Source organism: Rhizobium herbae (assembly GCF_019511375.1).
Classification (GTDB): Bacteria; Pseudomonadota; Alphaproteobacteria; order Rhizobiales; family Rhizobiaceae; genus Pararhizobium; species Pararhizobium herbae_A.
Genome location: NZ_JAEUAO010000002.1, coordinates 560252 through 584913 on the forward strand (window position 1 = coordinate 560252; position 24662 = coordinate 584913).

The window sequence follows — 24662 nt, forward strand, 5'->3', positions numbered from 1 at the left end:
GCGCCTCATTACCTCACGCCGATTTCTAACCCGCTCGAGGTGCGGCCAGATGTGAACGCCGCACCTGCTGTTTTTCCAGTTTCGGACCTGTTGCACAAGCGACAGCCTGCTACAAGCCCACTATTAAAGTGCTAACGACGACTGGCGGAGGAACTCGTCGATCGCTGCCGCAGGCATCGGAACACCCAGGAAATACCCTTGCAGCCGGTCGCATCCCTCCTTCTGAAGCCAGGAAATTTGACCTCGCGTTTCCACGCCCTCGGCGGTAACGCGCATTCCCAAACCATGCGCCAGCGCGATGATACACCGGACAATCGTCTGGCTTTTCTCGTCAGTCTCGAGGTCCTTGATGAAATATTTGTCGATCTTGATCGTGTCGAACGGGAAGTTTTTCAAATAGCTCAAAGAGGAATAATAGGTCCCGAAATCATCGAGCGAAATCTGGACGCCCAGTACATTCAACGTATTGAGCGCATCCAGATTGTCTGTCGTGCGCTCGAGCAACACCGATTCAGTAACTTCCAGTTCGAGACGATCGGCACGCAGGCCGACCGCGTCGAGTGTCTGGGCGACCCGATCGGTCAACCCTTCCCGCAAAAACTCCGCCGAAGAGAGATTGACGGCAACGGTAAAATGGGCCGGCCACGTCGTCGCCGCTCGGCAGGCCTGCTCCAGCACCCATTGTCCTATTTCGCTCATCAGGCCGTCGGACTCGGCCATGGGAATGAACACGCTCGGCGGGATCAGGCCGACGATCGGATGACGCCATCGCAACAGCGCCTCGAAGCCGACAACTGAAGAGGGTACCCTGACGAGCGGCTGGTACTCGACGAAGAATTGCCCCTCTTGCAGCGCAGTCCGCAAGCTGCGGCGCAACATTTCGCGCTGCTCCAGGACGATCAGCATCGCGCGGCTGAACGTCCTCGCGACACCGCGCCCATCTTTCTTCGCAGCGTAGAGAGCGATGTCGGCAGCCTTCATCAACTGCTCTGTCTCGTTGCCATCCCCTGGGGCGATGGCAATACCCACACTCGCTCCGACGAAGACGTTGATGCCCTCGACTGTGAACGGCTCCTTGAAGGCTTTGACGACCGCATCAGCCAAGCGCTCGGCCTCTGCAGGCTGGTCGACTTTCCACTGGACGACCGCAAATTCGTCACCCGCCAGTCTGTAGGCAACTTCCCGCTCTCCCAGGACGTTCCTTATCCGCTCTGCCGCCATTTTGAGAACAGTGTCGCCGGCACCGTGGCCCAGCGTGTCGTTGATCGGTTTGAAATCATCAAGATCGATTTGCATGAGGGCCAGCTTCACCCCGTTTGGCACGGGCAGGGTACCTCGCAGCTGATCGCTGAATTGGCGCCGGTTTGGCAGTCCTGTCAGAACATCATGGGTGGCCTGGTGAAGGAGAAGCGCGCGGTCGCTGTCGCTGGATGCCTTGCGATAGGTTGCCCCACCTTCCACTTCAACGACGCCAATGCCGCGGGGCGTGCGAAAGATGAGCAGCGCGAGACGATCCATGGTTGTTGCATCGGCGATTTCGACGCTGCGCGGCACGCCGCTGGCAAGCACGAATTCCACAGCCGATTTGGGTTTGGGAGCCAGCAGACCGGGATAGACGTGCCACAATGTGGCATCGACCAGGGAGTCGATAATATATGTCTTGCTGTGCCTGGGCGAGCAATCGATCAGATGAAAGCTCTCGTCGTAAAGCGAGATGAGTTCGTCTTTTTGGGTGAAGGAATAACTTTCCACCGCAGATGAAGCAGACAACGTCCTGTCAGCGTCCCGCATCCTCGCCTCTCCTGCTGTTGCCTACGGTCCAACCAATACTTGCTCAATCTACCTGAGATTGCATCGCATTCAGATAACTTCGATGTTATTTCACCTTGTCAGCCAATTCACAACTACCGCCGAAAGCGTTGCCGTCACTGCCGCTCGACCACGGAGAGATCATGAAATCTCGCTGTCATCAGCGAGTCGGTCAAGGGGCGATGGCGAGTGGCGTTCGTTACTGCCGCGCATTTCTTTTATCATTTACTACCAAGACAGGCAATTTTGATGCATTGGTCAACGCAGGATATGGTTGGCTGCCCGACTGGACGGCCTTCACCCTGGCCTTGGTGTTCCTCGTCGGCGCAGCGGGGCGCGCAGAGATGCGCAAATACCGGGCTCATTGGTCCAGCGAAAACTGTAATCTTCAGGAAAACTGGTGCTGCTAGAGAGATTTGAACTCTCGGCCTCTCCCTTACCAAGGGAGTGCTCTACCCCTGAGCTATAGCAGCATCGTGCGGCGGATCGGTGTTGTCCGGCGCGAGCGAGGGCCTATTGCCATAGCTTGTTGCGAAGCGCAAGCCGCAAATCTCATATTTCGTTGGACAGGTCGGGGGAAACGGCGGCAATGCTTCCCGACCGAGCGGATTTGCGGTATTTCAGCGGTCATGCAGGATAAAGACGATCAAGGACACGACAGCGACAGCAAGCCCGAGCTTTCCGGCAAGGGGGTGCGCGGACAGGAAGCGCGCCGGCAGGCGGAGGCGCGCCGGGAGCGAGCGGCCAGGACGCTGCGGGAAAACCTGTTGCGGCGCAAGCAGCAGGGGCGGGCGCGGCGTGCCGGCGATGCAGATGAAACATCGGGGTTGCCTGCCGCAAAATCGGACGAATCTGGGGATTAATCGGCGGCTGCCATCAACGATCGGATTCGGACGCGGATCGGCATGCGATGGCAGGGTTTATCGTTTCAGCCTTGGCGTGCCCTATCCAGGGCGCCGGGGCGACTTCACTTAATGGCAGATGTCGGCTTTCGTCCATTCGGGTGCTTGGCCGCCATCGTTTCAATTTGCTTCTCATTTCACCGCACTTCCTTTATGGAGGCGCCAATCTCTCAAGATCGGAATGTCAGGAAAGGCGGGCGGCGCCCGTAAGGTACCCCATGGATCGCATCAGAATTACCGGCGGCAATGAACTTCGCGGGATCATCCCGATTTCCGGCGCCAAGAACGCCGCTTTGCCGCTGATGATCGCCTCGCTTTTGACGGACGACACGCTGACGCTGGAAAATGTCCCGCACCTTGCCGATGTCGAGCAACTGATCCGCATTCTCGGCAATCACGGCGCCGACATCTCCGTCAATGGCCGCCGCGAGCGCCAGAGCGAAGGCTATTCGCGCACGATCCATTTCACCTCCCGCAACATCGTCGATACCACAGCACCTTACGAACTGGTTTCGAGGATGCGGGCGAGCTTCTGGGTGATCGGCCCGCTTCTGGCGCGCGAAGGCAAGGCGCGCGTCTCGCTGCCGGGCGGCTGTGCCATCGGCACGCGGCCGGTCGATCTGTTCATCGAGGCGCTGGCGGCGCTCGGCGCCACGATCGAGATCGATGGCGGCTATATCAATGCGACGGCGCCGAAGGGCGGCCTGATCGGCGCGCGCTATGTGTTCCCGAAGGTCTCTGTGGGCGCCACCCACGTGATGATGATGGCAGCGACACTTGCCAACGGTACAACCACCATCGGCAACGCCGCGCGTGAGCCGGAAGTCGCCGACCTTGCCCGCTGCCTGAATGCGATGGGCGCGAAAATCACCGGCGCAGGGACGTCGACCATCACCATCGAAGGCGTCATGTCGCTGTCGGGCGCGCGCCACCGGGTCCTGCCGGACCGCATCGAGACCGGCACCTATGCCATGGCCGTTGCCATGACCGGCGGCGATGTCGTGCTTGAGGGCACGAACGCCGCGCTGCTCGATACTGCCCTTGAAGCCATCCGCCGGGCCGGGGCCGAAATCTCCGAAACGGAGACGGGCCTTCGCGTCGTGCGCAATGGCGGCGGCATCAAGCCTGTGGACATCGTGACCGATCCCTTCCCGGGCTTCCCGACCGATCTGCAGGCCCAGTTCATGGGCCTGATGACCAAATCGAGCGGTATTTCGCACATCACTGAAACCATCTTCGAGAACCGTTTCATGCACGTGCAGGAACTGGCCCGGCTCGGCGCGAAAATCTCGCTGTCGGGCCAGACAGCCAAGATCGAGGGCGTCGCGCGCCTGAAGGGTGCGCCCGTGATGGCGACCGATCTGCGCGCCTCGGTATCCCTGGTCATCGCCGGCCTGGTGGCGGAAGGCGAGACCATGGTGTCGCGCGTCTATCATCTCGACCGCGGTTTCGAGCGGCTGGAGGAAAAGCTCAATCGCTGCGGCGCCAAGGTGGAGCGCGTGAGCGACTGATCCATTGCCTGCGCGGTTCTTGCTGTTGCGGATTCGATAGCGGCATCTTATGTCCTAGGTCATGACGGACGCCGCCTTTTGGCGGCAGATGAGGGATGGACGGGCATGGACGCATTGAAGCTGATGGGATTGGATCAGGAGGACCTCGCGATCGTTTCCGCCCATGTGCAGGACGCGGTCTTCAAGGTATCGGGTCTCGCCTATGCGCCTCGCTCACGCCAGCTGTCGCTGGTGATCAACCGTTTTGTCTGGGAAACGGCGGAAGGGCGCGGCAAATCCTTCGAACGCCGCCGCAGCGTGCTTCTTTTCAAGCGCGTCAACGCGGTCCGCTCGATCGGGTTTGATCGCAGGGATGGCGAGCAGGTGCTGTCGCTGCTCGCGATCCAGTTCGAGCAGAACGGCGAGGGGCCGGATGGAACCGTCGAACTCGTCCTTTCCGGCGATGCCTCGATCATGCTCGATGTGGAATGTATCGAGGTACAGCTTGCAGATACGGGTGGCGCATGGGAAACCGGTTTCAAGCCGCGTCATCCTGCCGGTGCCTGATCTCCTGCCCGCTGGCCGTCCAGGGCCGCGCGCTTCTGTCGACCACGCATAAGGACATTTCCATTGGCCATCCGCCTCGACTATCTCACGCCCAGCTTCGAAGAACAGTTCGCGGCCTTTCTGACGACCAAGCGGGAAGTTTCGGAAGATGTGAATGCGGCCGTGCGGGCGATCATCGATGACGTGCGAACGCGTGGAGATGCGGCGCTGGCCGATTACACGCGGAAATTCGACGGCCTCGATTTTACGGTGACCGGCATGGCCGTGACCCCGCAAGAGATCGACGCGGCGATCGCGATGGTTCCCGCCGAGGTCCTCGGCGCGCTGAAGGTCGCCGCGGTCCGGATCGAGGCGCATCATGCGCGGCAGCGGCCGAAGGACGATATCTACGAGGATTCGATGGGCGTCGGCCTTGGATCACGCTGGACGGCGATCGATGCCGTCGGCCTCTATGTACCGGGCGGCACGGCGAGCTATCCGAGCTCGGTGCTGATGAATGCGCTGCCGGCGAAGGTTGCGGGTGTCGAGCGCATCGTCATGGTTGTGCCTGCCAATGGCGGAGCCATCAATCCGGCGGTGCTCGCGGCTGCGCGCATGGCGGGCGTCGAGGAAATCTACCGCATCGGCGGCGCCCAGGCGATCGCCGCTTTGGCTTATGGCACCGCGACGATTGCCCCGGTCGCCAAGATCATGGGACCGGGCAATGCCTATGTCGCAGCCGCAAAACGCCAGGTGTTCGGTACCGTCGGTATCGACATGATAGCCGGCCCATCGGAAGTGCTCGTCATTGCCGACCGTAACAACGATCCGGACTGGATCGCTGCCGATCTTCTGGCCCAGGCCGAGCACGATGTCGGCGCCCAGTCGATCCTGATCACCGACGACGCGCCCTTTGCCGCGGCGGTCGAGGCGGCGGTCGAGCGCCAGTTGCGTACACTGCCGCGCGCAGAAACCGCAAGCGCCAGCTGGCGCGATTTCGGTGCGGTCATCCTCGTGCCCGATCTCGAGGTGGCGGTGCCGCTCGCCAATCGCATCGCGGCCGAACATCTGGAGCTCGCCCTGGCCGATGCCGACGCGATGATCCCGAAGATCCGCAATGCCGGCGCCATCTTCGTCGGCCGCCATACGCCGGAAGTGATCGGCGACTATGTCGGCGGCTCCAACCATGTGCTGCCGACGGCCCGTTCGGCCCGGTTCTCGTCCGGCCTCGGCGTGCTCGACTATATGAAGCGCACATCCATCCTGCGCCTCGGCTCCGACCAGTTGCGTGACCTTGGGCCGGCAGCAATCGCGCTTGCCCGTGCCGAGGGCCTGGAAGCCCACGCGCGATCGGTTGCCATTCGCCTCAATCTTGGGGAGGAAGGATGACAGGCAGCCACCGCCTCTGCGATGTCGTGCTCGACCATACCATCGGCCGCTCAACGCCAGACGTGGAGCACGAGCGGGCGGTTGCGATCTTCGACCTGATCGAGGAGAACTTTTTCGAGCCGGCAGGCCACGCCGGCGGTCCCTACCGGCTCAACCTGTCGCTGATCGATTCGAAGCTCGTCTTTGCGATCACCACCGAGGAAGGGGGCAGCGTGGCGACCCATATCCTGTCGTTGACGCCCTTCCGCCGGATCGTGAAGGACTATTTCATGATCTGCGAAAGCTATTACGAGGCGATCCGCTCCTCGACGCCGAGCCAGATCGAGGCGATCGACATGGGTCGGCGCGGCATTCACAATGAAGGCTCGCAAACGCTGATGGACAGGCTGTCGGGCAAGATCAAGCTGGATTTCGACACGGCACGGCGCCTGTTCACCCTTGTCTGCGTGCTGTACTGGCGGGGGTAGTCGTGTCGGTCGCTGCCACCTCCACTTTGACGCAGCAGACCGGGAAAGCGCCACGGTCCGTGCTGTTCATGTGCGGCATGAACGCCATTCGCTCGCCGATGGCCGAAGTGCTGGCGAAGGCGATGCTGCCGGCGGGAACCTATATCGCCTCGGCCGGCGTCAGGTCGGGCGAGCGCGACCCCTTCGTCGATGTGGTGCTGGCGGAAATCGGGTTGACGGTGGGGCGGCATCAGCCGCATACGCTGGATGAACTCGAGGATGATTATTTCGACCTGATCGTCACGCTTGCGCCCGAGGCGCACCATGCGGCGCTGGAGTTGACGCGGTCGATGGCCATCGATGTAGTCTATTGGCCGACGCCCGACCCGACGGTTGCGACCGGAACCCGCGAACAGATCGTTGCGGCCTATCGTGACGTCCGAAATCACCTCGCCACGCTGCTCACGCATCGTTTGCTTGGACAAATGCCGGACAAGATGGCATAGGCCTTGGTAAAACCGGAAAAGACGGGTCGTTGCTGTTCACAAAACCGCGGCGATTGTGTAGTTTCCGCCAAATTTTGAAGGACGCCGGTCGCGTCCGCAGGAAAGACAGAAAGAAATACCCTACATGGCGAAAGAAGAAGTCCTTGAATTCCCGGGCGTGGTCACCGAATTGCTTCCCAATGCGACGTTCCGTGTCAAGCTTGAAAATGAACATGAGATCATCGCCCATACGGCCGGTCGCATGCGCAAAAACCGTATCCGTGTTCTCGCGGGCGACAAGGTGCTGGTCGAAATGACCCCGTACGACCTGAGCAAGGGCCGTATCACCTATCGCTTCAAGTAAGCGCGGCGCGGTTTGTTTGCCGCAAAAACTCGAGATCGATGGCCCTGTTGCGATGGCATTGACACACAAGCTGATTCTGGCCTCCGGTTCGCCGCGGCGTGTCGAGCTGCTCGCCCAGGCTGGCATCGAGCCGGCGCGCCTGATGCCGATGGATCTCGACGAGACGCCGAAACGCACCGAACATCCGCGTTCGCTGGCCTGGCGGCTGTCGTCCGAAAAGGCGCGCGCAGCGCTTGCAGCCATCAAGGGCGAGCCCGGCTGGGAGGGAAGCTACATCCTTGCTGCCGATACCGTCGTTTCCGTCGGCCGTCGCATCCTCGGCAAGCCGGAACTGGTGAGCGAGGCCTCGAGCGCGCTGCACCTCCTGTCAGGCCGCAGCCATCGCGTCTATACTGGTGTCTGTCTGATCACGCCCGACAAGACCGTGCGCCAGAAGGTCATCGACACCAAGGTGCGGTTCAAGCGGCTCTCCAGCCACGATATCGACAGCTACCTCGCGTCGGGCCAGTGGCGCGGCAAGGCTGGCGCCTATGGCATCCAGGGCATCGCCGGCAGCTTCGTCGTCAAGCTGGTGGGCTCGTATACCAATGTTGTCGGATTGCCGCTGTATGAGACCGTGAGCCTGCTGATGGGCGAAGGTTATGACGTGCATGAAAGCTGGATGAAGGGCTGACGCCATGAGTTCGGAAGGAAACAAGAGCGCATCGAATGTTGCGCCGCTGCGCAAGACGGTGCCATGTCCGGAATGCCGGCGCCCATCGCACCGGGAACACTACCCGTTCTGCTCCGACCGCTGCCGCAATGTCGATCTCAACCGCTGGCTCACAGGATCCTATGCGATTCCGGTCGCCGACGATGAATCAAAAGCCGCAGACGAGGAGTAGGGCAGTTCCGTGAATTTTTACGGATAGACGTTATTTTTCAGGTGTTTGCACCAAATGACATTTTCCTGTCGAAAAAACGTCATTTGGTGCTGGACACCGCCGAACAAGATGTTATAACCCCGCTCGCTTCCGGGGCGCAGCCAACCGCCCCACGGTTCTTCAAGCGGAACCACTGCTGAAAAAGCAGGGATGCCCGGATAGCTCAGTTGGTAGAGCAGCGGATTGAAAATCCGCGTGTCGGTGGTTCAAATCCGCCTCCGGGCACCATTTAAAATTTTCCCGTTGATTGTGATTGACCCTGGCGTACCAGAGAGCTTGGACTCAAAACTGGCACCGTTGGTCCCGATCCGCTTGTGTATTTTCATTGCGGTTCTACCGTCGCCGGCGGGACGACCCCGCTCGTCGAAACGGGATTGTAGTAGGCGTTGTAGATCAACAGCAGCGCCAGGGCGAAGAACGCTGCGGTCAAGACCAGCAGGACCTCGCGCGCGGTCATTACCGGTCACCGGCGCACGATAGAAACTTGCAAGAGTGCGGCCTAGTCACGGAGCAGTTCCTTTCGCCAGGATCTTTCATCCATTCTATCTTGCTGGGTTAGTTTCAGTTCGGAATTGCATCGCCGGTTGCTGAACATTCCGTAAGCGAGCGCAGAACCGATGATGGTAGCGCCGACGAGCAGGGCGAACATCCAGGTAGCGTAGTCCATGTCGCACCTCCCTTCGAACCGATAACGGATAGAGCTTGCGGAAAGTTCCTGTGCTGCCGTGTGGGGCCGCAAGAGAGCAGTGTTACGAGGGGTCAACCACACTCTCTTTCGGATCGATCGTGCCGTCCGGCTCAGTGACACGCAAGCTGGCAAGGTAGACGAGGACGACCGCCAAGGCGGAAAATGCAATGATGGCGATAACTGCATGTTTGCCGTTGCGGACCATGACGCGCTCCTCCATAGGGGCAACGGTTTTCGTTCGGTGTGGTTCCAGCTCGCCGCGACCTATCGACACGGGTGCTCATGACCGCCTTTCGACTGGCACGCTGACAGAGAAACGGGCGAGAGTTTCGTTGAGCTTTCGGATTCGAGACCACCCGCTTTCCAGCATAGCCGCTTGAGAAAATGGCGCGTGACGATGCCACCAGTGAAGCAGCAGGCAGCTTATGCCGGCTAGCCGCCGACGGGCGTCGGACGCGCAACGGTCGTCTCGCTGCTGAAAATGATGACTGCGAACAGCAAAACACCGGCAAAGACGATGAGCGACGCAACCGCGACAAGGGGCTCCAGCGAGGGGTTTCCGGTGAGCATGAAGTAGAGCGCCGGCACCAGCAAAGCGACACCCGCCGTGTAGACGGCATATTGGATCATGGCCAGCCGGCGTTCTGCCTTGGCGGGATTGAGGGCATGATATCCGCCGAAGATCGCCATGGTGACCCATCCGAGCAGGTTCGCATGAGCATGGGCACCGATCGCACTATGATCGCCTGCGATGGCCATGTGTAGGCCCATCGAAATCCCGATGATCAGGAAGGTGATGGCTGTTCTGAAATAAAGCTGAGCGACGCGTGGCATTCTGGATTCCCCCATTGCTACCACGCTAATATTAGCATCGAATGGGATTTGCCGCGAAGAGCCAAACAGGCGCGCCGATGGAACTCCTCGCGCTTCGGCTGGTCTGCGCGCGTCCGGCTTGCCTTCGCGTTGATCTCCCAATTGGATGTCGAGGTTGAAGAGGGGCGTGCGCTTAAAATGCAAACACGTCGATCGGCTCGCCAAGTCCACGCAACGCATGCAAGCCCAGATTCTCAAGCTCCGCCTGGCATCCAGCCGCCTCGACGAAGGCGCGTGAGAGAAGGACGGGGCGCTTGAGCTCCTTGGTCAGGGCTTCCAGGCGCGAAGCGATGTTGACGGCCGGGCCAATAACGGTGAAGTCGAGGCGGCTGCGCGAACCGATATTGCCGTACATGACATCGCCCACATGGACGCCGATACCGTAGCCGAGGGGTGCATGGCCCTTCTTCAGGTTCTCCTCGTTCAGCGCCATCATCGCGGCCTGGCCTTCACGGATGGCCTTGAGCAGGTCATGGCATGCACTGGCACTGCTGAGCGGGAAGATCGCGAGCAGGCCGTCGCCCATGAATTTCAGGATTTCGCCGCCGTGCCGTTGGATCGGCTCCGACATGGCATCGAAATAGCCGTTCAGGAGTTCTATGACGTCGTCGCGCGGCCACATGTCGGAGATGGCGGTAAAGTCGCGCAGATCACAGATGAGGATTGCCGCGCTCACAGTGACGCCGCTGCCGCGGGTGGTTGCCCCAGCAAGGATCTGTTCGCTGGCATGCGGGCCGACATAGGTTTCCAGAAGCGTGCGCGCCAGGCGGTTTTTCAGGCGGATTTCGCTGACAAGCGCGAAAGCGGGCAGCAGATCGGCCAGGAATCCAATCTCGGCATCGCTGAAGCCACCGGGCCTGTCGCTGGCGAAGGTGATGATGTGCTGTTTGCCCAGCGTGTGCTTCAGGTGCCAGGCAACATAGTCGGTATGCCCCTCGGCGCGGAGTTCGTCGTATAGCGGGTAGGGTAGAGCGTCGCCGAATGCTGGCTCGAGGCGCTGGCGCACGACGGTCGCACCGCTGTTGAGCTCGTTGATCGGGCTGTTGCGATATTGGGCGGTGTCCTCGACGCCATAGCCGAAGGTGCGGATATCGGCTTCCTTCATGCCTTTCAGCCACAGGATCCGGGCGCCGAGCCATTGCGGGTGAAGTATGCGGAAATGCAGCGTGCCGCGCGATACCGGCACTCCGGCCTCGATGAGCTTGTCGCACATCTCCACGAAGATATTGTCGATGAAGCGCTCATCGCGCGTCTCGGTCATCAGCCAATCGATGATGCCGCTGCTGTCGCCCGCCAGCAAGTCTGCGCTGCCAGGACGCAGTCCGGAAGTCGCACTGGATGGAATTTGCATAACGACACCCCGTCATGATCGTTGGCGCTCAGGATTGCAAACTTAATCACGCCGAGATCGGAATACCAGTGTGGGATGTGCCTTAAGTGTCTGAAGCTGCGCCGCGTTGCCGATCGTCAAACGGCTCAGAGAGGATTGGCCGGACGAGGCGAGCCCATCGATCAACAGAATCGTGGCGCCGATTGGTGAATCGGCGCCACGAGAAATCGCTTAGGCAGCAGCCGAAACGTTACCTTCGATCGGAACTTCCGAGATCGTCTTCAGGATCTGGGAGGCGATCTGGTAGGGGCAGCCCTGCGAATTCGGGCGGCGGTCTTCCAGGTAACCCTTGTAGCCGTTGTTGATGAAGGAGTGCGGCACGCGGATCGAGGCACCGCGGTCAGCAACGCCGTAGCTGAACTTGTTCCACGGAGCCGTCTCGTGCTTGCCGGTCAGACGCAGGTGGTTGTCCGGGCCGTAGACGTCGATATGCGCCTGCAGGTTCTTTTCGAACTGCGCCATAAGGGCTTCGAAGTACTCCTTGCCGCCGACTTCGCGCATATGCTTGGTCGAGAAGTTGGCATGCATGCCCGAACCGTTCCAGTCGGTGTCGCCGAGCGGCTTGCAATGGAATTCGATGTCGATGCCGTATTTTTCGCAGAGGCGAAGAAGCAGGTAGCGTGCCATCCAGATCTGGTCGGCGGCCTTCTTGGAGCCCTTGCCGAAGATCTGGAATTCCCACTGGCCCTTGGCCACTTCGGCATTGATGCCTTCGTGGTTGATGCCGGCTGCCAGGCAGAGGTCGAGATGCTCTTCGACGATCTCGCGCGCGACACTGCCAACGTTGGAGTAACCGACGCCGGTGTAGTACGGGCCCTGAGGAGCCGGATAGCCACTTTCCGGGAAGCCGAGCGGCCGGCCGTTTTCGTAGAAGAAGTATTCCTGCTCGAAGCCGAACCAGGCGTCTTCGTCGTCGAGGATCGTTGCGCGGCTGTTGGACGGGTGCGGCGTGACGCCATCCGGCATCATGACTTCGCACATGACGAGCGCACCGTTGGTGCGGGCCGGATCCGGGTAGATCGCTACCGGCTTCAATACGCAATCCGAGCTGCGGCCTTCGGCCTGCTGGGTCGACGAACCGTCGAAGCCCCACAGCGGAAGCTGTTCGAGCGTGGGGAACGTTTCGAATTCCTTGATCTGCGTCTTACCGCGAAGATTCGGTACCGGTGTATAACCATCGAGCCAGATGTACTCGAGCTTGTATTTCGTCATTTCGAACCTCTCATGGGTTGATGATGCACAGCACCAGGGAAGCCTGTACCGCGCTGCGCCGCCAACGGCTGGCGACACACATGCACGGCGCGTGCCAGTTTGCGGGCAATGCCTGATCTGGAGGCTGAAACGGGAAACTCCGGCGCCGATTGGGTTAAGGGAGGCCCGGGATCGCCCGGAAACGTGAAATCACTGGCAAAATTGGGCTTTTTCCGCCGATGGAAGGCGATTTTTCCTGATTTTGTGGCTTCGGCTCAACGAAAACCGCCGGCTTTGCGCAAAATTTACGCAGGATCTGCGGCAATTTGACTGGCGTGCAAACGCTTAAAATTTGTGACGAAAATCTCGCAAGACCGTCCATGCCTAAAAAATGGCCTATTTTTTAGGCTTTGTGTATTTTTTTTAATCAATCCGCGCAAAACCCGCGCAACTCTGCTATGGTCATGAAATTCGACCCCCGGACAGGCTCCGAAACAAAGAAAGTCGATTCATGGCAATGATTTCTGCAGGCGAGACCGCCACGATCTTCGAATTCCCCGCTGGTGGCCGGAAATTGGGGGGACGCCGCTTCGATCAGGCGGGCACGGTCACTGATTTTCGCGCCAAGCAGCTTCCGGTGGTCGATTACAGCAACTGGTACCACGAAGAAGCGCTTCGCGAAGAGCAGGCGCCGAAGTCCTGATCAGGACGGAAGCCCGTTCAGCCTTTCTCGACCATGCCGCTTCAGCAGAGCACCGCGTTTGCGCGTTGATGATAATCCGCGTGATACGATTGGCTGATTGAGAACGCCCCCCTCAACACACCTGAAAGCCTGATCCTTCGACTCTCGGAGAGCTTTCCGCGGTCAGTCGCGCAGCATATGGTTAACAAATGCAACCGCTCGAGCGAATGTGACGCTATTTTAACAGGTTAGGCGCAAATTAAGGCAGAATCGCCTTTCGACCGGATCAAAACCGCGGCCGGTCCGTTATTCGAGAGGAGGTCAGCGTTTCGGCAGGCATGCCGGGCGGGCGAAGATCGCCGCAGGGCGGAACCAAAAGGGCCGCGTTGGTCCTGCCGAGGGAAAGGATGTTCGGCATGGCTGATCACATCATGAAGACGCTTTTGAACATCATGGCCGCGCTGTCGCTCGCCGCCTTCATGGTTCTGTTCATCGTCCTTTAAGCCCGCGACCGCTCGGCTGAGGGATAGAGACAGTACGCCTCCCATTCATCATGGGGAACAAGGTCGCCGATCCTGTCGAGCCAGAAAGGGAAACCCGCAAAACCCGCAGGAGCGACGCGTTAAAGATCCGATACGTCTATCCACTCCGCCGAGGAGAGGGCTGCCATACGGTGGGGATTGATCTTCACGGCCGCGTGGGGTGCACCGGCAGCCGGCACGACTTCATCGAACGCCTTCAGCGAGATGTCACAATAGACCTTGTGAGGTTTCACCAGGCCAAAGGGGCAGACGCCACCGACCGGATGACCGGTTTCTTCCTCGACCTCGTCAAAGCCGAGCATGCGGGCCTTTGTAGCGAAGAGGGCCTTGTATTTCTTGTTGTCGAGGCGGGCATCGCCGCGCGTCACGATCAGGATAACCTCGTCGGCGACCCGAAGCGCCAGTGTCTTGGCGATCTGCGCGGGCTCGACGCCATGCCCCTCGGCCGCCAGGGCGACCGTCGCCGTGCTCTGCGGGAGCTCGATGACGTCGATGTCGGGGGCTTTTTCGGCGAAGAACGACTTGACGGAGGCAAGGCTCATGGTGCTGCAGCAAGTTTGCTCGGATCCACGCCGCACACGCGGCCGATCCGGATATGTGGAGGAGTGACGGCAAATGCTCCGGGCGCTCAACCGTCACGTGAACTGTCCGGCGATACTTTCAGTCGTCGTTCGATGCGTCAAGATTCTCCGGACGAATACCTTCCTGATCGTGCGGCAGGTAACCGTGGCTGGTGAACCAGTTGACCAGGATGGCGGCGATGGCCTGGTTGCGGGTATCCATTCCCGGATGATCGGAAATGAAGGATTGAAGTGCTTGTTCGATCCGGGGATCATAGAGGTCGGACATGGTAACTCCCAACTGCAATTGGCGGGGTGCACCGGCTTTCCTTCCGGAAAACCGGTACCCCATTTTCGGTTCGTCAAGCGCTCTTGACGATGCGGATCAACATCAGAAGGATGATGGCGCCGATCGTCGAATGAATGATGGCGGCAAGGATGCCGCTGCCGATGCTGATGCCGAGATAGGGGAAGAGCGCCCCGGCAATGAAGGCGCCGACGATGCCGACAACGATGTTGCCGATCAGGCCGAAGCCGAAACCCGAGACGATCAAACCTGCAAGCCAGCCGGCAATGGCGCCGACGATCAGAAAAACGACGATGCTTTCGATACCCATGGATGGTTCCTTTCCGTTGTATCCGCAGATGCAAGATAGAGCGAAAAAACAACGACGTCAGAGGGGAAAGCGAATCTTCGAAGTTTTTTGCTTTCAATAGCTTGAAAGACGGCGTGGAAACGGGATTTTCGATCGGGAGGGGCCAAAATCCGCGCGCTGGTTGAATAAAACGGCCCGGCGCCCGCGGGCCGTTGCGCGAATCAGTCGCGACTCAGACGATCCCGCCGCCACCGCTCTTCGAAGCCGGGCGCTCGCTCGCGACCTTGGCGCGGTAGCCGCTTGCCCGATAGGCCGCAACCGGTGCTATCGCGCCGCCGGCCTCGAACCGGGCCATGGCGAGGATGGGTTCGACATGGGTGCGGAAGGCTGACTTCAGGGTTTCCGTCGCCATCAGTGCGTCATTGCTTTCCTGGTAGCCCTCCAGCGCCTTGCGGTCGACGAGCAGCGCCTGGGCGTAGGCGCGGCTGACTTCCATCGCCGAGTTCATCAGACTTTCGATCGGGTCGGTAACATTGTGGCTCTGGTCCAGCATGTGGGCCGGCGCAAACCCTTCGGCGTTGCGCGTTTCCGCGTCCACCAGTTCGTTGAAGACGAGGAACAGGCGGTAGGGATCGATCGAACCCGTATCGAGATCGTCGTCGCCATACTTCGAATCGTTGAAGTGGAAACCGCCGAGTTTCTTGAACTGGATGAGCCGCGCGACGATCATCTCGATGTTGACGTTCGGCGCATGGTGGCCGAGATCGACAAGGCAATAGGCCTTGGGGCCGAGTTCCTGGGCGATCAGGTAATTGGTGCCCCAGTCCTGCACGACGGTCGAGTAGAAGGCCGGCTCGAACATCTTGTGTTCGGTGAAGAGGCGCCAGTCATCCGGCAGGCCCCGGTAGATCGCTTTCATCGACTCGAGGTAACGCTCGAAACTGCGGGTGAAATTGCTCTGGCCGGGGAAGTTCGAGCCGTCGCCGACCCAGACGGTCAGCGCCCTGGAGCCGAGCACCTTGCCGATCTCGATGCATTCGAGATTGTGATCGACGGCCTGCCGGCGGGTGGCGGCATCGGCATGCGACAGCGAGCCGAACTTATAGGAATGGGCCTGGTCCGGTGCGTCGGAGAAGGTGTTGGAGTTCATCGCGTCGAAACCGAGGCCCAGCGCGCTGCCCTTTTCCTTCAGTTCGCTGAGGTCGTCGACCTTGTCCCACGGAATGTGCAGGGAAACGGTCGGCGTCGCCCGCGTCAGTTGCTGGATGACCGAGCAATCTTCGATCTTGTCGAAAATGTTGCGTGGCTCGCCGGTGCCGGGAAAGCGGGCAAAGCGTGTCCCGCCGGTGCCGACACCCCAGGAAGGAATGGCAACTCCGTAAGCGGATACTTTCTCTTTGATCGCGCCGATGTCGATTCCGCGGCGCGACAGTTGCGCTGCGAGATAATCGTAGTCGGCTTTGAGATCGGCAAGGCGGACCGCGTTGTCGGCATCGATGACGTCGTTTTTGATCATCAGTGTCATGTCAACCTCCGGTCTAGCGCGTGAATGACTGGGCATTGCCCGCGTCGACATTGATGATGTTGCCGGTAGACTTGGCCGACATGTCGGAGGCGAGGAAATAAATCGCTTCCGCAATGTCTTCCGGATAGACGCTGAGCTTCAGCATGGAGCGATCGCGATAGTGGGCTTCCAGTTCGTCGACGTCCATCTTGTAGGCCGCCGCGCGCTGTTCCTTCCACTCGCCCGTCCAGATCTTCGAGCCGCGCAGAACGGCGTCCGGATTGACGACATTGACGCGGATCTGCGCCGATGCCCCTTCGAGCGCGAGGCAACGGGCAAGGTGGATTTCAGCCGCCTTCGCCGTGCAGTAGGCGGATGCGCCGGGGGAGGCGGCAAGGCCGTTCTTGGAGGCGACGAAGACGACGTTGCCGCCGGCCTTTTGGCTCCGGAAGATCCGGAAGGCCTCGCGCGAGACCAGGAAATAGCCCGTCGCCAGGATATCGATGTTCTTGTTCCAGAGCGTCAGCGTCGTGTCCTCGATAGCGGCGGAGGAGGCAAGGCCGGCATTGGAGACGAGAATGTCGAGGCCGCCGAATTCGAGCAGTGCATCGGCAAAGCTCTTCTCGACCGCCGCTTCGTCGGTGACGTTCATGTTCACGGCGCGGACGAAATCCTTGCCGTAGCGCCCGCCCAGTTCGGCATGCGCCGCTGCCAAAGCCGTCTCATCGATATCGGCGAGAACGACGCAGGCGCCTTCCTGCATCAGGCGGTTCGCCGTCGCCTTGCCGATGCCGCCGGCCCCGCCGGTGACGAGTGCAATCCTGCCGGCCAGCATCTTCGGTTTCGGCATGCGCTGCAGTTTCGCTTCCTCGAGCAGCCAATATTCGATGTCGAAGGCCTCCTGTTCCGGCAGGCCGACATAGGTCGAAACGCCGGAGGCGCCGCGCATGACATTGATGGCGTTGACGTAGAACTCGCCGGAAATGCGGGCCGTCGCCTTGTCCTTGGCGAAGGTGATCATGCCGACGCCGGGCACGAGATAGACGACCGCATTCGGATCGCGCATCGCCGGGCTGTCGGGGTGCTTGCAGCGCTCGTAATAGGCGGCATAACCGACACGATATTTCGCGATTGCCGTTTCAAGGCCGGCCAGCGTCTTGTTTATATCCGGATTGGCCGGGTCGAAATCGACCACCAGCGGGCAAATCTTGGTGCGCAGGAAATGGTCGGGGCAGGAGGTGCCGAGCGCCGCCAGCGGTTCGAGGTTCTTCGACGTGACGAAGTCGAGCACGGCCTGGCTGTCATCAAAATGCCCGAGCTTGCGCTCGTCTGCACTGATCATGCCGCGAATGACTGGCATCAGCTTTTGCGCGACGGCACGGCGCTCGGCGGCAGGCAGCACCGGCTTCACCGCACCGCCGAAGGCCGGAGCGGTGTTTTCCCTCTCGAACCAGGCAATCGCCTTGTTGATGATCTCGATCGTGGTCTCGTAGGCTTCCTTTGCTGTATCGCCCCAGGTGAAAAGACCGTGGCTTTCAAGGATCAGCCCGCGTGCATTCGGATTTTGAGCGCAGAATTTCGAAAGCCACAGGCCGAGTTCGAAGCCGGGGCGTTTCCACGGCAGCCAGCCGATATCGTCGCCGAAAATCTTCTGCGTCAGCTCGCGGCTGTTCGTCGATGCCGCGATGGCGATGATCGCGTCCGGATGCATGTGGTCGACGTGTTTTTTCGGCACATAGGCATGCAGCGGCGTATCAATCGATGCAGCGCGCGGATTGAGGTTGAAGGTGCAATGCGGCAGGTAGCCGACCATCTCATCTTCGAATTCGACGCCGCGATAAAGACCCTTCAGCGCATTCAGCTTGTCCATGTAGAGGGTGGAAAAGCCATCCATCCTGATGGTGCCGACATCGCCGCCGGAACCCTTGACCCAGAGAACCTCGACCTCGCCGCCGCCGAGCGGGTCCTTTTCGATGACCTTGGCCGAGGTGTTGCCGCCGCCGTAATTGGTGATGCGCTTGTCGGAACCGAGCAGGTTGGAGCGATAGAGCAGCCGTTCCGGCTCGCTCATCCCGGCTGCCTTGCCGTCATCCCAGAGATTGGCAAGGCGCGCGCCTTGTTGCTTGTCGAGCATTGATCGTTCCTCCCGGTCAATTTCGCGCCGGCCGGTGGGCAAGGGCGCATTCATTGTGGTCAGATCACACAAAGACCGGCCTCATGTCAATCATAAACGATCAAATCCAGTCATATTGCGCTGCACAATGAAAAAATATGATTGAAAGTGATTGACAATGCACGGTCGTGATGGAAGCATGGGCATCGTTGGAGGATGAAATGCACGAAAAAGAGCGACACAGGATCATTCTGTCGGCGGTTCAGGACAAGCCGGTCGTGACCGTGCCGGAACTGGTCGAACTGACGGATAGTTCCGAAGCGACGATCCGCCGGGATATTGCCGCTCTGCATGTGCAGAAACGCCTTCGCCGCGTGCGCGGTGGCGCAGAAGCGATCAATCCGCCGCAGTTCGTCGGGCTTGCCGGCCGCCCCTTCAGAGTTAACGAAGGCCTCCATGCCCGCCAGAAGCAGGCGATCGCCAAGGAGGCGGTGGCACTCTGCCAGGACGGGGAGCCGATCATCATCAATGGCGGCACGACGACCTTCCAGATGGTGCATTTCCTGGCGAACCGCCGCATGCAGGTGTTCACCAATTCGTTTCCGATCGCCGAACACCTGCTCAAGCATTCGAAGAATACGGTGATGCTGTCGGGTGGCACGATCTACCGGGAGCAGAACATCATCCTCAGCCCGTTCGACAATGACGTGACGCGCAATTTCTACGCGCGCCGCATGTTCATGGGTGCGCAGGGGCTGGGGCCGCTCGGCCTGATGGAGGGGGATCCGCTGCTCATTCAGGCGGAGCAGAAACTGATCGACCAGGCTGACGAGCTCGTCGTGCTGATCGACTCGTCGAAATTTCACAAGCGCTCCAGCCTCATTCTCTGCGGGCTGAAGCGCATCACCACGGTGATCACGGATTCGGGCATCGAGGACAGACATGTCCGAATGCTCGAAGATGCCGGCGTCCATTTGGTCGTTGCCGACACGAGGTCCGGCACTCTTGAGGAGAATGCTTCCTCGTCGGCATGACGCTTACGGGAAGAGGGGAGTGGAAAACGCCGGCTGCAAGACGGTCCGGCAGAAACTGAAGGCACAAAGCCGGATGAACGCGGTCATCGTGACCACGCGGCTTCAGGGAGGAGAATGTCAATGAAGATCTTGAAGACACTCATGGTCACAGCAGCGGTTTCGCTGGCGCTGATGGCAAATGCCGCGCATGCGGAAAACAAGAAGATCGCCCTCGTCGTCAAGGCGCTCGGCATCGGCTTCTTCGAGGCCGCCAACAAGGGCGCGCAGGAAGCAGCCAAGGAACTCGGCGATGTCGAGGTGATCTACACCGGTCCGACCTCGACGACGGCCGAAGGCCAGATCGAAGTGATCAATTCGCTGGTGGCGCAGAAGGTCGATGCCATTGCCATCTCGGCCAACGACAAGGACGCGCTGGTTCCGGCGCTGAAAAAGGCGATGGATCGCGGTATCAAGGTCATCTCCTGGGACAGCGGCGTTGCACCTGAAGGTCGCCTGATGCATCTCAACCCGTCGTCCAACGCGCTGATCGGCAACATGATCATCAAGCTCGCGGCCGATCATCTGCCAGAGGGCGGCGATGTCGCCGTGCTGTCGGCTTCGGCCACCGCTACGAACCAGAATACCTGGATCGAGGAAATGAAGAAGGTGCAGGGTAACTACAAGGGTATCAACGTCGTAGCGACCGTCTACGGCGATGACCTTGCGGACAAGTCCTATCGCGAAACGCAGGGCCTCATCCAATCCTACCCGAACCTGAAGGCGATAATCGCACCCACATCGGTCGGCATCGTTGCCGCAGCCCAAGCCGTCGAAGACGCCGGCAAGGTCGGCCAGATCAACGTCACCGGTCTTGGCCTTCCCTCGGAAATGGCTGGTCACGTGAAGGCCGGTTCTTCCAAGTCCTTCGCGATCTGGAACCCGATCGACCTCGGCTATTCCGCAACGATGATCGCCTACGACCTGATCGGCGGCGCGGAAGCCAAGCCGGGCGCCGAACTGAAGATGGGTCGCATGGGCACGGTCAAGCTCGACGAAAACAACGAGGGCGCGATGGCCGACCCGTTCGTGTATGATGCTTCGAACGTCGAGGAATTCGCCAAGATCTTCTGAGGCGAGGCTTGCTCGGACTAACCCTCCCCCTTGTGGGGAGGTTCGGAGCGAAGCGGAGGGGAGGGTTCTTTTTCTTCTTGAAAAGGAAATCCCCTCCCCAACCCTCCCCACAAGGGGGAGGGGTAGATCGTGTCCGCCGCTACCGCATCCGCACACGTATCTCAAACCCAAATTGCACCGGTGGGATTGCTCTTGCTGCAGGAAACGACCACATCGCGGCTGAAGCCCGCAATCGCCCTGGAGGGCATCTCCAAGTCCTTTCCGGGCGTGCGTGCGCTCTTTGAGGTTTCGCTCTCACTCTATCCTGGTTCCGTCACCGCATTGATCGGCGAGAACGGCGCCGGAAAGTCGACGCTCGTCAAGATTTTGACCGGCATCTACCAGCCGGACGGCGGCGTGATCCGCGTCAATGGCGAGGAAACGCATTTCCCGACGACCCAGTCCGCCGCTTACGCCGGCGTCACCGCCATCCATCAGGAAACCGTGCTGTTCGACGAGCTTTCCGTTGCGGAGAACATCTTTCTCGGTCACGCGCCGCGCAATCGTTTCGGCCTGATCGACTGGAAGAAGCTGAACGGCGATGCGCGCGAACTGCTGCGCCGGGTCGGAGCGGAAATCGATCCAACAATCCGTCTGCGGGATCTCGGCATTGCCAACAAGCATATGGTGGCAATCGCCCGTGCTCTCTCGATTGACGCCAGCGTCGTGATCATGGACGAGCCGACCGCGGCTCTGTCGCACAAGGAAATTCACGAACTCTACGAACTGATTGATCGGCTGAAGGCAGACGGCAAGGCGATCCTGTTCATCAGCCACAAGTTCGACGAGATCTTCCGCATTGCCGATCGCTACACCGTGTTTCGTGATGGCGGCATGGTCGGCGAGGGGCTGATCGCCGACGTGACGCAGGATCAACTGGTCAAGATGATGGTCGGCCGCGATGTCGGCCAGGTCTTCCCGAAGGTCGACGTGGCGATCGGTGAACCGGTCCTGACCGTCTCCGGCTACCGGCATCCGACCGAGTTCGAGGATATCAACTTCGAACTGCGCCGCGGCGAAATCCTCGGTTTCTACGGTCTGATCGGTGCCGGCCGTTCCGAGTTCATGCAGTCGCTGATCGGCATCACCCGGCCTTCCGCTGGTGCCGTGAAATTGGATGGTGAGGTGCTCGTCATTCGTTCGCCGGCCGAGGCGATCGAAGCCGGCATCGTCTATGTGCCGGAAGAGCGTGGTCGCCAGGGCGCGATCATCGGTCTGCCGATCTTCCAGAACGTTACGCTGCCCTCGCTGCACCGGACGTCGCGTTCCGGCTTTTTGAAGCTGGCCAATGAGTTCGCCCTCGCGCGTGAATATACCCAGCGGCTCGATCTGCGCGCCGCCTCGCTTGACCAGGACGTCGGCACCTTGTCGGGTGGCAACCAGCAGAAGGTAGTGATCGCCAAATGGCTGGCGACGCGACCCAAGGTGATAATCCTCGACGAGCCGACCAAGGGCATCGACATCGGCTCGAAGGCCGCCGTGCACGCGTTCATGAGCGAACTGGCAGGGCAGGGCTTGAGCGTCATCATGGTCTCCTCCGAAATTCCCGAAATCATGGGCATGGCCGACCGTGTCATCGTCATGCGCGAAGGCCGTATCGTCGGGCGTTTCGGACGCTCCGAGCTGTCGGCGGAAAAGCTTGTGCGGGCCGCCGCCGGCATAGCGGAGGCGGCGTAATGGCCAAAATTTTGAAGAACCGCGAAATCCTTCTCGTTGTCGCCATTGCCGCGCTTCTGATGGCGATCACCCTGCGCTTCCCAGGCTTCGTCGCGCCAGCCAATCTGGCCCGGGTCTATAATGACACCTCGATCCTGATCATCCTGGCGCTCGGCCAGATGGCCGTCATCCTGACGCGCTGCATCGATCTGTCCATGGCTGCGAACCTGGCGCTCTGCGGCATGGTCGCGGCGATGATCAATGCCGCCTTTCCCGGCGTGCCGATTCCGTTTGTCATTCTCGCGGCGGTTGTCCTCGGGGCGCTGCTCGGCTCGGTCAACGGCCTGCTTGTCTGGAAGCTGGACATTCCGCCGATCGTCGTGACGCTCGGCACGCTGACCATCTATCGTGGCACCATCTTTCTCTTGAGCAATGGCGCCTGGATCAATGCCCATCAGATGAGCGACGCCTTCAAGGCACTGCCGCGCGCACCGCTCGCCGGCTTGCCGGTGCTCTCGTGGCTTTCGGTTCTGGCGATTGCCGCCGTCTATCTGCTGATGACGCGCACGCCGGTCGGCCGCGCCTTCTATGCCGTCGGCGGCAATCCGCATGCGGCTGTTTATACCGGCATCGATGTCGGTCGTACGCGCTTCATTGCCTATTGCCTGTCCGGCGCGCTGGCAGGTCTATCCGGCTATCTGTGGGTTTCGCGCTATGCCGTCGCCTATGTCGATATCGCCGCGGGTTTCGAACTCGATATCATTGCGGCGTGCGTCATTGGCGGCATCTCGATCGCCGGTGGCATCGGTTCTGTGCCCGGTGCCGTGCTCGGCAGCCTGTTCCTCGGCGTGATCAAGAACGCATTGCCGGTCGTCAACATCTCGCCCTTCGCGCAGCTCGCAATTTCCGGAACGGTCATCATCATCGCCGTTGCCGTCAACGCCCGGGCAGAAAAGCGCAGGGGTCGTGTCATTCTGAAGAAAGCGGAGGCGGTCTGATGGCGGAGCTGAAACTTTCACCGCGGGTCATTCCCGACCGGCTGCAGAGCCGCGGCAATCGGCTGTTGAAAAGCTGGGAAAGCCTGCTTCTGGTCGTGGCCGTGCTGATCTTCACGATCAACTCCTTCGCCTCGCCGTATTTCCTGGACCCGTGGAACCTGTCCGACGCGACCTTCAATTTCACCGAAAAGGCGATGATCGCCTTTGCCATGGCGCTGGTGATCATCGCCGGCGAGATCGACCTGTCGGTCGCCTCGGTCATTGCGCTGTCCTCAACGGCCATGGGGCTTGCGGTCAGTTTCGGATTCGACACGCCGGTCCTGATCGGCGTCGGCCTTAGCACCGGCCTCGTCTGCGGCATGATCAACGGCCTGCTGATCACCGGCCTCGGCCTGCCGTCGATCGTCGTCACCATCGGTACGATGAGCCTGTTCCGCGGCCTGTCCTTCATCATTCTCGGCGACAAGGCCTTTACCGGCTATCCCGCCAGTTTCGCCTATTTCGGCCAAGGCTATGTCTGGTGGGTGTTCTCCTTCGAATTCGTTCTCTTCGCCGTCTTCGCGGCGATCTACAGCGTGCTGCTGCACAAGACTAACTTCGGGCGCGCGGTCTATGCCATCGGCAACAACCAGACGGCCGCATTGTTCTCCGGCGTGCGGGTCGGCCGCGTCAAGTTCATCCTGTTCCTGCTGACGGGCCTGATGGCTGGCATCGCCTCGATCTGCTTGACCTCGCGCCTCGGCTCAACCCGACCGTCGATCGCGCTTGGCGTGGAACTCGAAGTCGTCACGATGGTGGTTCTCGGCGGCGTCAGCATTCTCGGCGGTTCCGGCACCATTCCGGGCGTCGTGCTCGCCGCCTTCATCATGGGCATGGTCACCTTCGGCTTCGGCCTCCTGAACGTGCCCGGCATCGTCATGTCGATCTTCATCGGCGTGCTGTTGATTTCGGTCATCGCCCTGCCGATCCTGTGGGCCCGCGCCCGCCGCCGCGTCGCGCATTGAGGACGAGCCATGGAAAAATACGCCTTTCGCATGCGGCTCAATCCGGGCATGGCCGCGGAATACAAGGCCCGCCACGACGCCATCTGGCCGGAACTGTCGGAACTTCTGACGTCGGCCGGCGTGTCGGATTACTCCATCCATCTCGATGAGGAGACCAACCTCCTGTTCGGCGTCCTGTGGCGGCGCGATGACCATACGATGGCCGACCTGCCCAAGCATCCGGTGATGCGTAAATGGTGGGCCTATATGGCCGACATCATGGAGACGAAGGCCGACAACGAGCCTGTCGCCGTCCCGCTCGTCACCGTCTTTCACATGAAGTAATGCC

28 protein-coding genes and 2 tRNA genes are annotated in these 24662 nt (G+C 60.4%); 18 read left to right on the plus strand and 12 right to left on the minus strand.

Annotated features, from left to right (window positions below):
• Window positions 1-123 precede the first annotated feature (123 nt).
• Complete coding sequence (locus JNB71_RS09875) at window positions 124-1791, minus strand: putative bifunctional diguanylate cyclase/phosphodiesterase (protein WP_220371643.1); 1668 nt, start codon at window positions 1789-1791, stop codon at window positions 124-126.
• Between the two features lie 161 nt (window positions 1792-1952).
• On the opposite strand from JNB71_RS09875, the gene JNB71_RS09880 reads away from it, so the two are divergent.
• Window positions 1953-2219, plus strand: coding sequence for a hypothetical protein (locus tag JNB71_RS09880; protein ID WP_220371644.1), 267 nt, complete (start codon window positions 1953-1955; stop codon window positions 2217-2219).
• Here JNB71_RS09880 and JNB71_RS09885 read toward each other — a convergent pair.
• Window positions 2208-2282, minus strand: a tRNA-Thr gene (locus tag JNB71_RS09885). The genes JNB71_RS09880 and JNB71_RS09885 overlap by 12 nt on opposite strands.
• A gap of 156 nt (window positions 2283-2438) precedes the next feature.
• Between JNB71_RS09885 and JNB71_RS09890 the strand changes: the two genes are divergently transcribed.
• The 10 genes from JNB71_RS09890 (at window position 2439) to JNB71_RS09935 (ending at window position 8582) form a co-directional block, all read left to right on the plus strand.
• Window positions 2439-2672: a hypothetical protein gene (locus JNB71_RS09890; RefSeq protein WP_220372277.1), complete on the plus strand. Its 234-nt coding sequence runs from the start codon at window positions 2439-2441 to the stop codon at window positions 2670-2672.
• A 257-nt stretch (window positions 2673-2929) separates the two neighbouring features.
• A complete protein-coding gene (murA, locus tag JNB71_RS09895; protein WP_220371645.1) occupies window positions 2930-4222 on the plus strand; it encodes a UDP-N-acetylglucosamine 1-carboxyvinyltransferase in 1293 nt (430 codons plus the stop codon).
• A 105-nt stretch (window positions 4223-4327) separates the two neighbouring features.
• A complete protein-coding gene (locus JNB71_RS09900; RefSeq protein ID WP_220371646.1) occupies window positions 4328-4768 on the plus strand; it encodes a DUF2948 family protein in 441 nt (146 codons plus the stop codon).
• 63 nt (window positions 4769-4831) lie between these two features.
• Window positions 4832-6136 carry a histidinol dehydrogenase gene (hisD, locus tag JNB71_RS09905; protein ID WP_220371647.1) on the plus strand — a complete coding sequence of 435 codons (1305 nt, stop codon included), beginning with the start codon at window positions 4832-4834 and terminating at the stop codon, window positions 6134-6136.
• The gene (locus JNB71_RS09910; protein WP_018324120.1) at window positions 6133-6603 is read left to right on the plus strand and encodes a UPF0262 family protein; all 471 of its coding nucleotides are present in this window, start codon (window positions 6133-6135) and stop codon (window positions 6601-6603) included. Before hisD ends, JNB71_RS09910 begins: the two co-directional genes overlap by 4 nt.
• Before the next feature lie 68 nt (window positions 6604-6671).
• On the plus strand, window positions 6672-7088 hold the full coding sequence (locus tag JNB71_RS09915) for a low molecular weight phosphatase family protein (protein WP_220372235.1): 417 nt from the start codon (window positions 6672-6674) through the stop codon (window positions 7086-7088).
• A gap of 124 nt (window positions 7089-7212) precedes the next feature.
• Window positions 7213-7431, plus strand: a complete 219-nt coding sequence (gene infA / locus JNB71_RS09920) for a translation initiation factor IF-1 (protein ID WP_037119817.1) — start codon at window positions 7213-7215, stop codon at window positions 7429-7431.
• Between the two features lie 52 nt (window positions 7432-7483).
• Window positions 7484-8104, plus strand: a complete 621-nt coding sequence (locus JNB71_RS09925) for a Maf-like protein (RefSeq protein ID WP_112851556.1) — start codon at window positions 7484-7486, stop codon at window positions 8102-8104.
• 4 nt (window positions 8105-8108) lie between these two features.
• Window positions 8109-8315 (plus strand): DNA gyrase inhibitor YacG, encoded by a 207-nt coding sequence (yacG, locus tag JNB71_RS09930; RefSeq protein WP_112855360.1) that lies wholly within the window; start codon window positions 8109-8111, stop codon window positions 8313-8315.
• Window positions 8316-8506: 191 nt separating this feature from the next.
• Window positions 8507-8582 (plus strand) — tRNA-Phe (locus JNB71_RS09935).
• A gap of 94 nt (window positions 8583-8676) precedes the next feature.
• On the opposite strand, the gene JNB71_RS24610 is transcribed toward JNB71_RS09935, so the two are convergent.
• The 5 genes from JNB71_RS24610 to JNB71_RS09955 form a co-directional block, all read right to left on the minus strand.
• Window positions 8677-8811, minus strand: a complete 135-nt coding sequence (locus JNB71_RS24610; RefSeq protein WP_262927097.1) for a hypothetical protein — start codon at window positions 8809-8811, stop codon at window positions 8677-8679.
• Window positions 8812-9103: 292 nt separating this feature from the next.
• A complete protein-coding gene (locus tag JNB71_RS09940) occupies window positions 9104-9247 on the minus strand; it encodes a hypothetical protein (RefSeq protein WP_018324126.1) in 144 nt (47 codons plus the stop codon).
• A gap of 227 nt (window positions 9248-9474) precedes the next feature.
• Window positions 9475-9876, minus strand: coding sequence for a hypothetical protein (locus tag JNB71_RS09945; protein WP_220371648.1), 402 nt, complete (start codon window positions 9874-9876; stop codon window positions 9475-9477).
• 172 nt (window positions 9877-10048) lie between these two features.
• On the minus strand, window positions 10049-11266 hold the full coding sequence (locus JNB71_RS09950) for an adenylate/guanylate cyclase domain-containing protein (protein WP_220371649.1): 1218 nt from the start codon (window positions 11264-11266) through the stop codon (window positions 10049-10051).
• 210 nt (window positions 11267-11476) lie between these two features.
• Window positions 11477-12517 (minus strand): glutamine synthetase beta-grasp domain-containing protein, encoded by a 1041-nt coding sequence (locus JNB71_RS09955; RefSeq protein WP_220371650.1) that lies wholly within the window; start codon window positions 12515-12517, stop codon window positions 11477-11479.
• A 490-nt stretch (window positions 12518-13007) separates the two neighbouring features.
• Between JNB71_RS09955 and JNB71_RS09960 the strand changes: the two genes are divergently transcribed.
• A complete protein-coding gene (locus JNB71_RS09960) occupies window positions 13008-13199 on the plus strand; it encodes a DUF2735 domain-containing protein (RefSeq protein WP_220371651.1) in 192 nt (63 codons plus the stop codon).
• A gap of 601 nt (window positions 13200-13800) precedes the next feature.
• On the opposite strand, the gene JNB71_RS09965 is transcribed toward JNB71_RS09960, so the two are convergent.
• The 5 genes from JNB71_RS09965 to JNB71_RS09985 form a co-directional block, all read right to left on the minus strand.
• Complete coding sequence (locus tag JNB71_RS09965) at window positions 13801-14262, minus strand: YbaK/EbsC family protein (RefSeq protein WP_220371652.1); 462 nt, start codon at window positions 14260-14262, stop codon at window positions 13801-13803.
• 118 nt (window positions 14263-14380) lie between these two features.
• Window positions 14381-14569 (minus strand): hypothetical protein, encoded by a 189-nt coding sequence (locus JNB71_RS09970; protein ID WP_018324135.1) that lies wholly within the window; start codon window positions 14567-14569, stop codon window positions 14381-14383.
• A 73-nt stretch (window positions 14570-14642) separates the two neighbouring features.
• On the minus strand, window positions 14643-14897 hold the full coding sequence (locus tag JNB71_RS09975; protein WP_112855444.1) for a GlsB/YeaQ/YmgE family stress response membrane protein: 255 nt from the start codon (window positions 14895-14897) through the stop codon (window positions 14643-14645).
• Between the two features lie 211 nt (window positions 14898-15108).
• On the minus strand, window positions 15109-16401 hold the full coding sequence (gene rhaI / locus JNB71_RS09980; RefSeq protein ID WP_220371653.1) for an L-rhamnose catabolism isomerase: 1293 nt from the start codon (window positions 16399-16401) through the stop codon (window positions 15109-15111).
• Between the two features lie 13 nt (window positions 16402-16414).
• On the minus strand, window positions 16415-18514 hold the full coding sequence (locus JNB71_RS09985; protein ID WP_220371654.1) for a bifunctional rhamnulose-1-phosphate aldolase/short-chain dehydrogenase: 2100 nt from the start codon (window positions 18512-18514) through the stop codon (window positions 16415-16417).
• 200 nt (window positions 18515-18714) lie between these two features.
• Between JNB71_RS09985 and JNB71_RS09990 the strand changes: the two genes are divergently transcribed.
• The 6 genes from JNB71_RS09990 (at window position 18715) to rhaM (ending at window position 24658) form a co-directional block, all read left to right on the plus strand.
• Window positions 18715-19527: a DeoR/GlpR family DNA-binding transcription regulator gene (locus JNB71_RS09990; protein WP_220371655.1), complete on the plus strand. Its 813-nt coding sequence runs from the start codon at window positions 18715-18717 to the stop codon at window positions 19525-19527.
• A 120-nt stretch (window positions 19528-19647) separates the two neighbouring features.
• Window positions 19648-20637: a rhamnose ABC transporter substrate-binding protein gene (rhaS, locus tag JNB71_RS09995; RefSeq protein ID WP_220371656.1), complete on the plus strand. Its 990-nt coding sequence runs from the start codon at window positions 19648-19650 to the stop codon at window positions 20635-20637.
• Between the two features lie 219 nt (window positions 20638-20856).
• Window positions 20857-22353, plus strand: coding sequence for a sugar ABC transporter ATP-binding protein (locus JNB71_RS10000; protein WP_220372236.1), 1497 nt, complete (start codon window positions 20857-20859; stop codon window positions 22351-22353).
• A complete protein-coding gene (locus JNB71_RS10005; RefSeq protein ID WP_220371657.1) occupies window positions 22353-23330 on the plus strand; it encodes an ABC transporter permease in 978 nt (325 codons plus the stop codon). Before JNB71_RS10000 ends, JNB71_RS10005 begins: the two co-directional genes overlap by 1 nt.
• Window positions 23330-24334, plus strand: coding sequence for an ABC transporter permease (locus tag JNB71_RS10010; RefSeq protein WP_220371658.1), 1005 nt, complete (start codon window positions 23330-23332; stop codon window positions 24332-24334). The genes JNB71_RS10005 and JNB71_RS10010 overlap by 1 nt, the downstream gene beginning before the upstream one ends.
• Before the next feature lie 9 nt (window positions 24335-24343).
• A complete protein-coding gene (gene rhaM, locus JNB71_RS10015) occupies window positions 24344-24658 on the plus strand; it encodes an L-rhamnose mutarotase (RefSeq protein WP_220371659.1) in 315 nt (104 codons plus the stop codon).
• Window positions 24659-24662: the final 4 nt, after the last annotated feature.

Coding starts and splice junctions, on each gene's coding strand:
- JNB71_RS09875 (WP_220371643.1), bottom strand. CDS start 1,791: ATGCGGGACGCTGACAGGACGTTGTCTGCTTCATCTGCGGTGGAAAGT.
- JNB71_RS09880 (WP_220371644.1), top strand. CDS start 1,953: ATGAAATCTCGCTGTCATCAGCGAGTCGGTCAAGGGGCGATGGCGAGT.
- JNB71_RS09890 (WP_220372277.1), top strand. CDS start 2,439: ATGCAGGATAAAGACGATCAAGGACACGACAGCGACAGCAAGCCCGAG.
- murA (WP_220371645.1), top strand. CDS start 2,930: ATGGATCGCATCAGAATTACCGGCGGCAATGAACTTCGCGGGATCATC.
- JNB71_RS09900 (WP_220371646.1), top strand. CDS start 4,328: ATGGACGCATTGAAGCTGATGGGATTGGATCAGGAGGACCTCGCGATC.
- JNB71_RS09910 (WP_018324120.1), top strand. CDS start 6,133: ATGACAGGCAGCCACCGCCTCTGCGATGTCGTGCTCGACCATACCATC.
- JNB71_RS09915 (WP_220372235.1), top strand. CDS start 6,672: ATGTGCGGCATGAACGCCATTCGCTCGCCGATGGCCGAAGTGCTGGCG.
- infA (WP_037119817.1), top strand. CDS start 7,213: ATGGCGAAAGAAGAAGTCCTTGAATTCCCGGGCGTGGTCACCGAATTG.
- JNB71_RS09925 (WP_112851556.1), top strand. CDS start 7,484: ATGGCATTGACACACAAGCTGATTCTGGCCTCCGGTTCGCCGCGGCGT.
- yacG (WP_112855360.1), top strand. CDS start 8,109: ATGAGTTCGGAAGGAAACAAGAGCGCATCGAATGTTGCGCCGCTGCGC.
- JNB71_RS24610 (WP_262927097.1), bottom strand. CDS start 8,811: ATGACCGCGCGCGAGGTCCTGCTGGTCTTGACCGCAGCGTTCTTCGCC.
- JNB71_RS09940 (WP_018324126.1), bottom strand. CDS start 9,247: ATGGTCCGCAACGGCAAACATGCAGTTATCGCCATCATTGCATTTTCC.
- JNB71_RS09945 (WP_220371648.1), bottom strand. CDS start 9,876: ATGCCACGCGTCGCTCAGCTTTATTTCAGAACAGCCATCACCTTCCTG.
- JNB71_RS09950 (WP_220371649.1), bottom strand. CDS start 11,266: ATGCAAATTCCATCCAGTGCGACTTCCGGACTGCGTCCTGGCAGCGCA.
- JNB71_RS09955 (WP_220371650.1), bottom strand. CDS start 12,517: ATGACGAAATACAAGCTCGAGTACATCTGGCTCGATGGTTATACACCG.
- JNB71_RS09960 (WP_220371651.1), top strand. CDS start 13,008: ATGGCAATGATTTCTGCAGGCGAGACCGCCACGATCTTCGAATTCCCC.
- JNB71_RS09965 (WP_220371652.1), bottom strand. CDS start 14,262: ATGAGCCTTGCCTCCGTCAAGTCGTTCTTCGCCGAAAAAGCCCCCGAC.
- JNB71_RS09970 (WP_018324135.1), bottom strand. CDS start 14,569: ATGTCCGACCTCTATGATCCCCGGATCGAACAAGCACTTCAATCCTTC.
- JNB71_RS09975 (WP_112855444.1), bottom strand. CDS start 14,897: ATGGGTATCGAAAGCATCGTCGTTTTTCTGATCGTCGGCGCCATTGCC.
- rhaI (WP_220371653.1), bottom strand. CDS start 16,401: ATGACACTGATGATCAAAAACGACGTCATCGATGCCGACAACGCGGTC.
- JNB71_RS09985 (WP_220371654.1), bottom strand. CDS start 18,514: ATGCTCGACAAGCAACAAGGCGCGCGCCTTGCCAATCTCTGGGATGAC.
- JNB71_RS09990 (WP_220371655.1), top strand. CDS start 18,715: ATGCACGAAAAAGAGCGACACAGGATCATTCTGTCGGCGGTTCAGGAC.
- rhaS (WP_220371656.1), top strand. CDS start 19,648: ATGAAGATCTTGAAGACACTCATGGTCACAGCAGCGGTTTCGCTGGCG.
- JNB71_RS10005 (WP_220371657.1), top strand. CDS start 22,353: ATGGCCAAAATTTTGAAGAACCGCGAAATCCTTCTCGTTGTCGCCATT.
- JNB71_RS10010 (WP_220371658.1), top strand. CDS start 23,330: ATGGCGGAGCTGAAACTTTCACCGCGGGTCATTCCCGACCGGCTGCAG.
- rhaM (WP_220371659.1), top strand. CDS start 24,344: ATGGAAAAATACGCCTTTCGCATGCGGCTCAATCCGGGCATGGCCGCG.